This is a genomic window from Flavobacterium sp. NLM (assembly GCF_002210235.1).
GTDB lineage: Bacteria > Bacteroidota > Bacteroidia > Flavobacteriales > Flavobacteriaceae > Flavobacterium > Flavobacterium panici.
Map to the genome: position 1 here is coordinate 85,948 of NZ_LIAC01000008.1, position 13,180 is coordinate 99,127.

15 protein-coding genes are annotated in these 13,180 nt (G+C 32.5%); 3 read left to right on the forward strand and 12 right to left on the reverse strand.

What is annotated here, in order from left to right; translation table 11 throughout:
• Positions 1–66: 66 nt before the first annotated feature.
• The 3 genes from APR43_RS11460 (at position 67) to APR43_RS11470 (ending at position 4,383) form a co-directional block, all read left to right on the forward strand.
• Positions 67–852 carry a glycerophosphodiester phosphodiesterase family protein gene (locus tag APR43_RS11460; RefSeq protein ID WP_053473496.1) on the forward strand — a complete coding sequence of 262 codons (786 nt, stop codon included), beginning with the start codon at positions 67–69 and terminating at the stop codon, positions 850–852.
• 56 nt (positions 853–908) lie between these two features.
• Positions 909–2,819 (forward strand): discoidin domain-containing protein, encoded by a 1,911-nt coding sequence (locus APR43_RS11465; RefSeq protein ID WP_053473495.1) that lies wholly within the window; start codon positions 909–911, stop codon positions 2,817–2,819.
• A gap of 169 nt (positions 2,820–2,988) precedes the next feature.
• On the forward strand, positions 2,989–4,383 hold the full coding sequence (locus tag APR43_RS11470; protein ID WP_053473494.1) for a M20/M25/M40 family metallo-hydrolase: 1,395 nt from the start codon (positions 2,989–2,991) through the stop codon (positions 4,381–4,383).
• 74 nt (positions 4,384–4,457) lie between these two features.
• Here the strand turns inward: APR43_RS11470 and APR43_RS11475 are convergent, their stop codons facing one another.
• From APR43_RS11475 to prmA, 12 genes are all read right to left on the reverse strand, one after another.
• On the reverse strand, positions 4,458–4,763 hold the full coding sequence (locus tag APR43_RS11475; RefSeq protein ID WP_053473493.1) for a hypothetical protein: 306 nt from the start codon (positions 4,761–4,763) through the stop codon (positions 4,458–4,460).
• Between the two features lie 5 nt (positions 4,764–4,768).
• The gene (locus APR43_RS11480) at positions 4,769–5,221 is read right to left on the reverse strand and encodes a hypothetical protein (protein ID WP_053473492.1); all 453 of its coding nucleotides are present in this window, start codon (positions 5,219–5,221) and stop codon (positions 4,769–4,771) included.
• Positions 5,222–5,309: 88 nt separating this feature from the next.
• The gene (locus APR43_RS11485; RefSeq protein WP_053473491.1) at positions 5,310–6,002 is read right to left on the reverse strand and encodes a YiiX family permuted papain-like enzyme; all 693 of its coding nucleotides are present in this window, start codon (positions 6,000–6,002) and stop codon (positions 5,310–5,312) included.
• 108 nt (positions 6,003–6,110) lie between these two features.
• Positions 6,111–7,019, reverse strand: coding sequence for a hypothetical protein (locus APR43_RS11490; RefSeq protein WP_053473757.1), 909 nt, complete (start codon positions 7,017–7,019; stop codon positions 6,111–6,113).
• 19 nt (positions 7,020–7,038) lie between these two features.
• Positions 7,039–7,857: a 3-deoxy-8-phosphooctulonate synthase gene (kdsA, locus tag APR43_RS11495; RefSeq protein ID WP_053473490.1), complete on the reverse strand. Its 819-nt coding sequence runs from the start codon at positions 7,855–7,857 to the stop codon at positions 7,039–7,041.
• 155 nt (positions 7,858–8,012) lie between these two features.
• Entirely contained in the window at positions 8,013–8,801 is a 789-nt protein-coding gene (locus tag APR43_RS11500) for an arylamine N-acetyltransferase family protein (protein ID WP_053473489.1), read from the reverse strand.
• 238 nt (positions 8,802–9,039) lie between these two features.
• Entirely contained in the window at positions 9,040–9,381 is a 342-nt protein-coding gene (locus APR43_RS11505; RefSeq protein WP_053473488.1) for a hypothetical protein, read from the reverse strand.
• A 25-nt stretch (positions 9,382–9,406) separates the two neighbouring features.
• Positions 9,407–9,859, reverse strand: coding sequence for a hypothetical protein (locus tag APR43_RS11510; protein ID WP_053473487.1), 453 nt, complete (start codon positions 9,857–9,859; stop codon positions 9,407–9,409).
• Positions 9,860–9,980: 121 nt separating this feature from the next.
• Complete coding sequence (locus APR43_RS11515; RefSeq protein WP_053473486.1) at positions 9,981–10,658, reverse strand: lysoplasmalogenase; 678 nt, start codon at positions 10,656–10,658, stop codon at positions 9,981–9,983.
• Positions 10,658–11,944, reverse strand: a complete 1,287-nt coding sequence (locus APR43_RS11520) for a sterol desaturase family protein (protein WP_053473485.1) — start codon at positions 11,942–11,944, stop codon at positions 10,658–10,660. Before APR43_RS11520 ends, APR43_RS11515 begins: the two co-directional genes overlap by 1 nt.
• Positions 11,945–12,009: 65 nt before the next feature.
• The gene (locus APR43_RS11525; protein WP_053473484.1) at positions 12,010–12,285 is read right to left on the reverse strand and encodes an ATP-dependent Clp protease adaptor ClpS; all 276 of its coding nucleotides are present in this window, start codon (positions 12,283–12,285) and stop codon (positions 12,010–12,012) included.
• 38 nt (positions 12,286–12,323) lie between these two features.
• On the reverse strand, positions 12,324–13,157 hold the full coding sequence (gene prmA / locus APR43_RS11530) for a 50S ribosomal protein L11 methyltransferase (RefSeq protein ID WP_053473483.1): 834 nt from the start codon (positions 13,155–13,157) through the stop codon (positions 12,324–12,326).
• Positions 13,158–13,180: the final 23 nt, after the last annotated feature.

Below are 13,180 nucleotides of genomic sequence, written 5' to 3' on the forward strand. Positions count from 1 at the left end.
CTCCGTTTGGTTGACGGAGGGCTTTTTTTATAAAACAACATTTTTATAAAACATAATTTTAAAATAATGAAGACTATTAAAGCACTCAGAATACTACTTTTTTTAGCAGTAACAATTTTTTTTCAATCATGCTGTGTAAAGGAGAATGCAATAGTGGCACATCGTGGCGCATGGAAAAAAAATAGCCTTCCTGAAAATTCTATTGCTTCTTTACGACATGCAATTGATTTAAAACTTCCCGGTTCAGAATTTGATGTTTGGAGAACGGCAGATGATTCGCTTGTAATCAATCACGATGCGCATTATAACAAATTACTTATTGAAGAAACTAATTATGCCGACTTAATAAAGTTTAAACTTTCTAACGGAGAAAAACTTCCAACATTACACGAATACATTTCAGAAGGAAAAAAGAACAACAAACAAACTCTTTTAGTCTGCGAAATAAAACCTTCGGAAATTAGTAAAGAAAGAGGACAAAAAACGGCGTTAATGTCTGTTGAAATCATTAAAAAGCTAAAAGCAGATAAAAACACCTGCTATATAAGTTTCGACTATGAAATTCTAAAACAAATTAGACAAGTTGACCAGAAAACCGTTTTACAGTATTTAGAAGGAAATAAATCTCCAAAAGAACTAAAAGCAGATAATATTTCAGGTGTCGATTATCATTATTCAGTCTTTAAAAAACATCCCGAATGGATTAAGGAAGCGAAAGACAACAAGATTATCCTAAATGCCTGGACAGTTAACGAAGCCGCTGATATGGATTGGATTATAGCGAATAAATTCAATTACATTACCACAAACGAACCTGAACTTTTAAGCGAAAGATTAAAAGAAAAAAAATAGATTTTCATCATCATTTTACTAAAAGATTGAATTCTATAAACTTAAAAAGAATACAAATGAAAAAGATATTCCTATTGCTTTTGGCTGCCTGTACAACAAGTATGTGGTCGCAAAAAGCGAATATTCCCGGAAAAACAGATTGGTTTGACCCAAATAAACCAGCAACAACTTATTGTAATCCAATTAATATTGGCTATAATTTTACGACTCACAATCATAACGGAATTCCTGAATCGCGCCGTTCAAGTGCTGATCCTGTAATTATCACTTATAAAGGCGAATACTATTTATTTGCTACCAATCAGGCAGGTTTCTTTTGGAGTAAAGACATGTCAGACTGGAATTTCGTTTACGGAAGTTTTCAAAGAAAGCCCGGAGATGATGACCAATGTGCACCTGCGGCGTGGGTTGTAAATGATACTTTATTTTATGTGGGTTCAACATGGAACAGAGATCATCCAATTTGGAAAACTGCCGACCCAAAATCGGGAAGATGGACACGTCACGTAGACAAAGCTATGCTGCCAACTTGGGATCCTGCGATCTTTCAGGATGACGATAAAAAAGTATACATGTATTATGGCTCAAGCGGAAAACTGCCGCTTGTAGGTACTGAAGTTGATTACAATACATGGCTTCCAAAAGGAAATCAGGCAGATTATGCACAATTATACAAAGCAACAGAAGTAGAAGATATTCAGCGCCCGTATGGACAGATCAAAGAAGTTGCTATTTTAGATCCTGCAGCTCACGGCTGGGAACGTTTTGGCCCAAATAATGATATGGAACCGGCACCTTGGGGAAATTTTATTGAAGGAGCGTGGATGACGAAACACAACGGAAAATATTATATGCAGTATGGCGCGCCTGCAACCGAATTTAAAGGTTATGCAAACGGAGTGCATGTTGGTGATAATCCATTAGGCCCATTTACGTATCAAAAACACAATCCAATGTCTTATAAACCGGGCGGATTTGTAATTGGTGCCGGACACGGAAATACTTTTGCAGATAACTACGGAAATTATTGGAACACAGGAACATGTAAGATTTCTATAAAAGATCGTTTTGAGCGTCGTATCGATATGTTTCCTGCTGGATTTGATAAAGATGATGTCATGTATTCTATTACGTCTTACGGAGATTTTCCAATTGTTCTTCCAACAGGTAATCGTGACCAGACAAAAGGAGCTTCATCTGGATGGATGCTGCTTTCTTATAAAAAACCTGTAACCGTTTCGTCTTCTGAAGAATGTTTGGAAGTTGAAACACACAGAATGGATAACGGCGGAAAAAAAGTCTACGAGAAATTTTGTTATGGTCCTGAAAATTTAACCGATGAAAATATCCAAACCTATTGGTCTGCTAAAACAGGCAATCCATACGAATGGCTTCAAATGGATTTAGGCCGTCAAATGGAAATTAAGGCATTGCAGATCAATTATGCAGATCATAAAGCAACGCAGTATAACAAAGCAATGGACATTTATTACCAGTATAAAATATTTATGTCTGATGATGGACAAAACTGGACTTTGGTGGTAGATAAATCTAAAAATGATAAAGATGCTCCGCATGATTATGTTGAATTAACAAAATCATTTAAAGCGCGTTACATCAAAATGGTTAACATTCACAATGCATCTGGCTTGTTTGCCATTTCTGATTTCAGGGTTTTTGGAAATGGATTATCAGAAAAACCAAAAGCAATTTCATCTTTTAAAGTAGACAGAAATAAAGCAGATTCAAGAAACGCTATGATTTCGTGGAAAAAACAAAATGATGCTGTAGGATACAATATTTATTATGGAATTGCTCCGGATAAATTATACAACAGTATTATGGTTTATGGAGATAACACGTACGATTTTAGAGGTTTAGACAAAGGAACAAAGTATTATTTTACAATTGAGCCTTTTAACGAAAACGGAATTGGTACAAAAAATAAGATTATCGAAGTAAAGTAACATTATTTTAAAGAAAATAAGAAAAACTCTAATTATGAACAAAAAAGGTTTATAATTAGAGTTTTTTTTTGAGAAATGGCTGCGAAAAAACTCTGACAGTTCTACAGAATTTTGTTTCTTTGTAAGAGAAGCCAAAAAAGCAACATAACCCCAAAATGTTATTAAAATTATGAAAAAAACGATTCTTTTAACTGCATTAGTTTTAAATGGATTGACCGCATCTTTTGCTCAGTCAAATGATGAAAAAAACATTAAATTATTTTATAAAAAAGCTTTAACCGAAGCTAAATGTTATTCTTGGTTAGAATATCTTTCAAATGATATCGGAAGCCGTTTATCTGGATCAAAAGGTGCTGCAGAAGCTGTTGAGTATACAAAAAGACAATTAGAAACTCTTGGACTTGATAAAGTTTATCTGCAGGAAGTTATGGTTCCTCACTGGGTTCGCGGTGAAAAAGAAACTGCTTTTATCGTAGATGGAAAAGTAAAAACTGCTGTGCCAATTTGTGCATTAGGCGGATCTGTTGCTACTCCAAAAACTGGACTTACAGCAGAAATAATTGAAGTGCAGGGAATTAAAGAATTGAATGAATTAGGTGCTGATAAAGTAAAAGGAAAAATTGTTTTTTATAACCGACCAATGAATCCTGAAAATATCGAAACATTTACCTCATATGGTGCGTGTGTAGACCAAAGATATGCTGGTGCGAAAGAAGCTGCGAAACTCGGAGCTGTGGGAACAATTGTTCGTTCAATGAATTTACGTTTAGACGATTTCCCTCATACAGGAGCGCAGAGTTATGGTGATTTGCCAAAAGAGCAATATATTCCAACCGCAGCAATTAGTACAAATGGAGCTGAATTATTAAGTAAAACTTTAAAAGTAAATCCAGCTGTAAAATTTTATTTCAAACAATCTTGCGAAACATTGCCAGATGTATTATCTCATAACGTAGTTGGAGAATTAACAGGATCTGTAAACCCATCAAATATTATGGTGGTGGGCGGACACTTAGATTCTTGGGATTTAGCCGATGGTTCTCATGATGATGGAGCAGGAGTAGTACAAAGTATGGAAGCTATCCGTATTCTTAAAAACTTAAATTACAAACCAAAAAATACAATTCGTGTAGTGTTATTTATGAACGAAGAAAACGGTGGAAAAGGTGGTGCTAAGTATGAAGAGCTTTCAAAACAAAACAATGAAAACCATATTTTTGCATTAGAAAGTGATTCAGGCGGATTTTCTCCAAGAGGATTTTCTATTGAAGCTGATGATGCTAATTTGAAAAAAATACAAGGATTTAAAGACTTTTTTGAACCTTATTTAGTTCATAGTTTTACAATTGGACATGCGGGTTCAGATATTAATCATTTAACGTCTAAAGCAATTGTTAAAGCAGGATTAAAACCAGATTCTCAGCGTTATTTTGATTACCACCACGCAGCAAATGATAAATTTGATGCCATCAATAAAAGAGAATTAGAACTTGGAGCAGCAACAATGACTTCGTTACTTTATTTAATTGACCAAACAGGAATTATTCTTCCTTCTGCAAACTAAGATTTTTAAAATCGATATATCTAAAAGCTGCGAGTATAAACTCGCAGCTTTTTTATTAGATGAAATTCTAAATTTTAATTTTTCATTACTAGTAAGTAGTAAAAAAAGGTGATTGGAATATTAGAAAGCAGGATTAAGATTTTAACCGCAATATCTCTTCTTTGTTCGGGAAGATGAATAAACCGGTCTGTTAAGTGAATGAACATTATAGCATTTACAATTATGGCTGAAAATGCAAATGGCCAGGCAATTACAAGAATGTTCGGACTTTGATTTGTAATAATATAAAGTATAAATAGTATTGTAATGATAATGAAAGTTCCAATTGCTAATTCTGTAGATTGTTTTTCTTCAAATGTTTTATGGTTGATTGTTTTCATAAGTTTTAAATTTTAAATGTTTGTTGAATAGATTCGATAGGCATCAAAAGCATTTTTGAAAAATCCAGATAATAGAACGAATGTGCTTGTTTTCCTCTTTTAAATTGGTGTGTGAAATATTTTATTTTCTTCGGATAAAATATCGTTCCAGTTAAAATAACCATAAACAAATACAAGCTTCTTTTTCCGTTACCAAGAAGATAATACTGCATCCCGATTTCCTCATAAACAGAAATTCCAGTATTCGTTAAAACATGAATAATATCATGATCTTCCAGTTTTTCCTGAATGTCAAAATGATTTTTGAAGAGAAAATTTCCTAAACCATAGCCTAAACTATCTTTAGGGAAATTCATTAATTCGGTTTTATTGATTTCCCAAGGTTCATTCTTTTTAAAATACTTTTGATATGGCTTTTTAGTGGTTTCGTATAATCTTTCAATTAAATAATCTCTCATGTTTTGGTTAGTTAAAAGTTCTTTGAATTTCAAAGTAAATAATGAAATAAAAAAGCTAATTGGTTTTAAAATTAGCTTTTATCGAATTTTAATAATTATCAATTATAGTTTTAAGCAAATTTGAATCGTCAAGGTCAGAAGGGGCAACCACTTTTTCTTCTAACGGAATTTCATTGCCATATCTTTCTTTTAATATTTTTTGAACTCTCGGATCTTTTAAATTAAAACTCTTCAATTCTCTTAGTTTTGAAAGCTCGATTCCGGCGGCATTTTTATAAATCTTCCAAACCAATTCAGAACAATAAATTCTAGTATCTGTCCATTCAAAATAAGCGTCATATTCTTTTCCATCAAACTGCTGGCTGTACTCTTTCATTTTTTCAAGAACAGCCGGAGTTAAAACTTTATCAGCATTTTTTAATCGTTTTACCACATATTTATTGTCTTTTCCGTGCTGAATCCATTCATCAAACGGCGTAAGTTTTACAGGCTGAACGGCTTCAAAAACAAACCAATTCCCGTTTACATTGTAAATAATTCCGCAATGAGAAAATTTAGAATTAGTTGCAATTCGTACCGCTTCGCATTGAGGAGATTGTGAAGTTTGAAATATAATATCTCCATCCTGAATTTTACTCGATTCAGTTTTCGTTTCCGTCTTTGTTTCAGATTTTGTTTTTGAAAACGGATTATTGGGGAAAACTTTCATTGCCACAAATAGCGCTAAGCCAAAACTTAGTGCGAATGTGATGATAAGGAAAATATATTTTTGTTTTTTCATGATGTGTTCAAATAGTAAATAAAGTACTTTGAGTTACAAAGTAAATAATAAAAAAAATAGTTACCAAATAAATGATAACTATTTTTAAAATATATTTTTGAAGAAGAATTAGATTCTAAAAATTCCTCCAACAGCAATAATCCTTTGAAAGTAATAAAAGTGCTGTGAAGCCTTATCATCGTTACTTACAGTAGTTTTAATATCGTGCATATCGATATAACCGCCTTTTAGTTCTCCCTGAAGGTAGAAATGTTTGAAGAAAGTAATATTTAGACCCGCTTTTGCAGAAATACCGTAACCAGAAACATGAAAATCATCATGTCGTTCTTTTCCTAAAAGAGTAGTATTGGTTTTAGGATATAAAATACCGGCTCCTAATCCTTCAGTCAAGTTAATCTGTACTTTGTCAATATTTGGAAGACTGAACAATTTCGAAATATCATCAAATCTTGAAACCTCTGTATTAATGTAATTCAAACCATCTGTATGCTCGTACATTAAAAAAGCAGGTCCATTTGGATTAGTAACCCCCATGTCATAACCACCTTCTATAGCACCATTTAAAGACATATCTACAGGTCTATTAACGTAATCTCCATTGTAAAGAGCAGCAGCAGGATCATTCGCAGGTAAATTAATATAACCATTAACTTTAGCCGTTTGATTCTGAGCCATTACATATTTCATATGATCAACACCAATTGTAACACTATAGTGATCACTAAAGAAATAACCCAATCTCAAATTCGTTTGAGGAATTGTCATATTAGCAGGGTTGATATAATCAACGTGCCATCCTTTTGGTTTATCATGAGCAGACATATCTTCTACTCTAAACTTATAATCTTTTCCAGTAAAAGTTACATCAGATTTTGAGTAACTTTCTCTGTTACCACCCCACATTACAAAGAATTTTCCTTTGTTGTGAGCAGTATATTTTTGTACAGGTATTTCTTCCTGAGCAAAAGTGTTTAATGAAAAACACAATAAGAAGAAAACTAAAATATTTGTTTTCAATGAACGTAATGTATTAAATTTAAAATGAGTTAACTGTTTTTCTGATAGCAACAAGCTTATTCATTAAACCTTCAAAATAGTCTAAATGAAGCATGTTAGCGCCATCACTTTTTGCGTTTGCAGGGTCAAAATGTGTTTCGATAAAAATTCCGTCAACACCAACTGCAATACCAGCTTTAGCAACAGTTTCGATCATATCAGGTCTTCCGCCCGTAACTCCGGCAGTTTGGTTTGGCTGTTGTAAAGAATGCGTAACATCCAATACCGTTGTTGCATATTGCTGCATAGTAGGAATTCCCCTAAAGTCAACAATCATGTCTTGGTAACCAAACATAGTACCACGATCTGTAACGACAACATTTTCGTTATTACAGTCTAATACTTTTTGTACAGCATGTTTCATACTTTCAGGACTCATAAATTGCCCTTTTTTCAAGTTTACTACTTTTCCCGTATTTGCAGCTGCCACAACTAAATCAGTCTGACGCACTAAAAATGCAGGAATTTGTAAAACATCAACGTATTGTGCTGCCATGTCAGCATCTTCATTAGTATGAATATCTGTAACTGTTGGAATGTGAAAAGTTTCAGAAACTTTTCTTAAAATTTTTAAAGCTTTTTCGTCCCCAATTCCAGAAAAACTGTCAATTCTGGAACGGTTTGCTTTTTTAAATGATCCTTTAAAAACATAAGGAATCTTAAGATTGTCGGTAATACCAACTAATTTCTCAGCAATTCTAAGAGCCATTTCCTCTCCTTCAATAGCGCAAGGTCCCGCCAATAAAAAGAAATTCCCGCTGTCAGTATGCTTAATTTGTGGAATATGTTGTAAGTTCATAAAATTATTTTTTTGCCCTGCAAAGGTAGTTATGATTTATGAATAGCAGATGAAGATTTAAGATTATTTTAAGAGCAATAATTGTTAAATATGTAATACTTTTCTGTACGCAATCGGTTTCTTTATTTTTAGTAAGAGTTTCTACACAAGAGTTATTATACCGTCAAATTAAATTCGGTTTTTAAAATGGTATTCAATTGATCATCTTCAAAAGGAATAAGTTCAGTAACTCCGTTTGTTACTGATTTTATCGAATTTTTAAATAGTATTTTTTTACCCAACGGGTTCTGTAAAACCACAATTAAGTTTTGTGTGAAAAATGAATCAGGATGTGAGTAATTGTAATGATTGGCAGGTTTAAAATCGATCCATCTTTGAGGAGTTAAATCAAACGAATATAGATCAGACCATTCTTTTCCAATTTTTATTTGCAGTAAATAGTCATCATCTTCTGTTTTTACCAAAGTAAAAGTGTCAAAATCCTGCTGAATTTCAGTTCCAATTTTACTCAGTTTTAAAGGTTCTCTAATGCTGTTACCTCCAAATCCTAAATCAATCAAATATTCTTCATTTTCAATTGTCGCTATTATTGCCAAATGCGTTTTAGCATTTGGAATAGGATTTACCAATGGACGTACCGCAATATAATAATGCGGAAGACCAATTTCCTGAAGTAATAAAGAAAAGATTCCGTTAACCTGATAGCAATAGCCGCCGCGATTTTTAGCTACGATGTGGCTTACAATATCATCACCAATAAGTGAGATTGTTTTACCTGCCTGTACATCAAGATTTTCAAAAGGCACACTAAATATCTGACTTTGCATCAATTTTTTTATACCTGCTAAGTCTAATTTAATTTCTTCTGAAAAATTGATTCTGTTTAAATATTGCTGTAAATCGAAACTTGGAGCTTCAATTTTATATTTTTTTGATTGTTCCATTTGAGTAAATTTTATTTGTTTCGATAAGAAACAAGAATGTTTAAAGCATATAGAAAATGCTTACTTGTAAAGTTACAAATTCAGTAAGTTTGAATTTGCTTTTTCTGATTTTTTCTTTTGACAGTTGTGTCTCGTCCTAAAAAAAGTTTACATATTTACACTTTTGTGTAAACCTATTTTAGGACAAGACATCTTTGCAGGCACGAGCGGGACGCTCGCGCTAGCGAAAGGTTTAGCTTTATTGCTTTTTAGTTTTTGAGGTCGTTTCCTTCCATCTTTTAATAAAATACTGCACAACAATTACAACAAAAAGAATTAAAGCAGAAATAAAAGTAAGTCCAATTAAACCAACAAATGGCATTCCGCATCTTGGTGAATTTGGATATTGTTCAAAGTATTTTGAAAAATTATAAGAAGCAATACAATAAGAAGTAATTGCAAAAACAAATTGAAGAACTATATTAATTATATATACGGTTTTAAACCTAAAAGAATAATTTCTGAAAATAGAGATTGTTCCAAATATTATTTGAAATAATAAAGGAAGAACGATTAAAACGAGAGGAGTTATTCCTAACATATAGGGTTTAATATATAATTATTATTTACTCCTTCTTCAAACTCAATCCCATCGGAACCATTAAAATTCCCTTTTCATATATATTTAAATACAGCGTAATAGGTTTTTTTTGTCCTTCCCAAGTCAGTTCGTATACATTTAAAAATCCGGCTCCCATACTGCTTCTTTTAGTTGGAAAAGGACAGCAGGTTTCTAAGCGTTTATAAGTGATTTTTTCGCCGTTTGGTCCGGCTAAAGCATTCAAAAAACGAACCTCATTTGTAGCTTCATCCTGCGTATTTCTAAAAAATAGATTTACCGGATAATCAGGATCATAACCGTATTTTTTGTCTTTGCTAAATTGTGTAATAACAAACGTATTATTCTTATTTAAAATTAAATCAGGAGCATTATCATCTACATTTTTTAAAGTAGATTTTGTACTAATACAAGAAGTTACTGAAATTAATAGAACAATAAAAAGACTAATTTTTTTCATGGTTGAGGTTTATTTTGGTCACACAAATGTAAAAGGTTTTTTGTCACAGATTATAAATTCAAAAAGAAATAGAATAAAAAACTCCGTGATAATTCGTTTAACTTGTGTTATCAGCGAGCTATTATACTTCCTTCTTTGAATTCAGTTTTAATATACCTTTTACAATCAGATATTGTGCCACAAGATAAGTAAGCATAATAATAAATGAACTTTTCTGAATTGGGAAATGAAATTTATTGATTGCCAAAATGCTATCAGAAATAACAAAAAACAGCGCTCCAAAAAAGACATATTGGTTCGCTGGTTTTTTCCAGATTAAAAGTCCGTTGTAAGCAAACAAAAGCATAACAGAAATTACGCTGGCATAAACGATAACCGGGATTTTTAAATCGCCTAAAGCAGGTAATAAAACCGATAACATTCCGATTAAATAACAGGCGATAACAAGGCTTCCGAAAATAAAAATTATAGTATCTCTTTTCATTTTCTCTTTAATCTGTCTGTTAAAAAGTACGCAATAAATGATGTGAGAGATTAGAAAAGAAACTAATCCCAAGATAAAATAGATTTCGGCAATATCTGCAAAAAGCAAAATTACATCGCCAATCCATGAAAATACCAATGCCGTTAAAAGAATATTTTGCGTTGGGAATTTTTTGGAAAAATACACTCCAACAATTAATAACGGAATTAGAGCCGGTTTTAAATAACAGTCTAAACTTTCATATCCCAGATATAAAAGCAGTAAATAAATAAAGCTGAAAGCAATATAAATTTTAAAAAATACAGCGTTTTTCATTATGTGGTTTGTGGGTTTATGGTTTGGTTTTGGTTTTGGTTAGTTCTAAAATCAATGATTACAAAGTAAATCGCAGCTAAAAACGATATACTTAAATAGCCCAGAATGATATAATTACTAAATGAGAAAACAGAATTTAAACCAAACCAATCGCCGTAAAATGCTATAATTGTAATAGCAATCGACAACCTAAAACCTTCCCAAAAAATGGCAAACCTGCTTTTGTCCATTAATTCAGAATTGCTGTAAATGGTAACGAGGATAAAAAATCCATAAATAAAGATATTGGGCAGGCCAATTTTGGCAATATTATCAAAAAGAAAACTGACAAACAAAAGCGTAATTAATATTTGCGTAACCGACCAATTAATTAGTTTTTGAGAATTCTGTGTTCCATATTTATCAAAATTAAAAACATCTTCAATTTTGCTTACAGGATATTTTTGTTCAAAATTTTCAGGTCTCCATCCGGTTGGTTTAAACCAGATGGTAAGTTTGTCTTTCCAGCTTTCGGCACGCCAGGCATCTTTTATTAATAACGTCAAATGTTGAAAATTTATTTTTATAGGGTTCCATGTATTGGCTGGTCTTGTGATTCCGAAAACTGGCGGAACATCATCTAATTCTTCCTGAAAAGTACCAAAAAGTTTGTCCCAGAAAATAAAGATCTGCGAATGGTTTTTATCTAAATATTCAGGATTTATAGCATGATGAACACGATGATGCGAAGGGGTAACTAAAATATGCTCCACAAATCCCATTTTTTTGATGTGTTTGGTATGGTACCAAAATTGTAAAAACAAATGGAGCGGAAGCGTAATAGCAATTACAGAAGCCGGAACTCCTAATAACGCTGCAGGAATCAACAGAAAAGTAAATAAATTAACTAAACTCGCAATGGGCTGACGAAGTGCACAGGCGAGATTAAACTCTTCACTGCTGTGATGAATGGCATGTTTGTTCCAAAGGAAATTAATTTGATGTGCCAGTCGATGACTCCAATAGCCATAAAAATCGATGACAAAAAAGGCAATAAAATAAGAAAGAATATTAGCTTCCTGATGAAAAATGGCAATTTTAGAAACCATCCATTCATAGGAAAGAAAAGTGACACTGAGTCCTAAAACATCTTTTACAGAATTAGTAATTCCGGAGCTTATACTGGAAACGCTGTCGATTAATGGAGCAGTATCGTTCTTTTTGTAAATGCCGTATAGTTTTTCAATTACAATTAAAACCAGAAAAATCGGCATTGCGATAATTAATATTTTTCCATATTCTTCCATAAAAAAACATTCTATTTTATTTCAAATATAAAATAAAATAGAATGTTTTTTAAATTATTGGTAAATTAAACAATTTCGGCGCTCAGTCCGGCTTCCAAAAGTTGTGTACATTGAGGTTTTAATTTATCCATAGGCCCTGTTTTTACAGTGCATTTTCCGTTGTAATGTACAATTAAGGAACATTGTTCTGCTTGCTCAGGTGTGTGGTCACACACGCGCATTAAGGTATCAATTACGTGGTCAAAAGTGTTTACATCGTCATTATACACAATGATTTCGTTATTGAATCCGGTCGCTTCTTTTTCGCGAACTCTTTCTCTTACTTTTTCTTTAGTACTCATTTCTTTTTAGTTTTTTGTACTGCTGTAATTACTACTAACTAATTTACGTATTTTAATGAAACCCAGTTGTTTCTTTGAAGTTTTTTAACATAAGTCAATCCTTTTTCAGTGCACGAGGCATCGATAAACGGAATGTCTTCTTCATAAAAACCGCTAAATAAAATAATTCCGTTTTTGTTTAAACAATCTACATAACTCTGCATATCGTTTAATAAAATATTTCTGTTGATATTAGCGATAATCAAATCGTAACTTTTTCCGGCTAATAAAGCAGCATCGCCTTCGTAAACGCTAATATGTTTGCAATTATTGCGTTCGGCATTTTCAATAGAATTTAAATAACACCAATTGTCAATATCAATGGCATCGATTGGTTCTGCGCCTTTCATTTCTGCTAAAATAGCCAAAATTGCAGTTCCGCAGCCCATGTCTAAAGTTTTAAGACCTTTTACATCCATTTCTAATAAATGCTGAATCATCATGTGAGTTGTTTCATGATGTCCGGTTCCAAAACTCATTTTTGGTTCGATTACAATATCAAATTCCGCATCCGTTTTTGGGTGAAAAGGAGCGCGAACGTGGCATTTTCCGTCAACATCAATAGGTTCAAAATTCTTTTCCCATTCTTCGTTCCAGTTTACCTGATCGATTTCTTCAATTGTATATTCAATTTTAAATTCTTCTGATTGTAAAATATAAATATCATCCAGAATATTCTCATCCCATAAATCTTTCTTCACAAAAGCCGAAATTCCGTTTTCTGTTTCTGTAAAACTTTCAAACGCTTTTTCGCCTAATTCAGCCACTAAAATTTCTGATCCAAGTTCTTTTGGCTCAATAGTAAAATGATATCCTAAATAAATATTCGACATAAATAATTTTTTTGCAAAGGTAA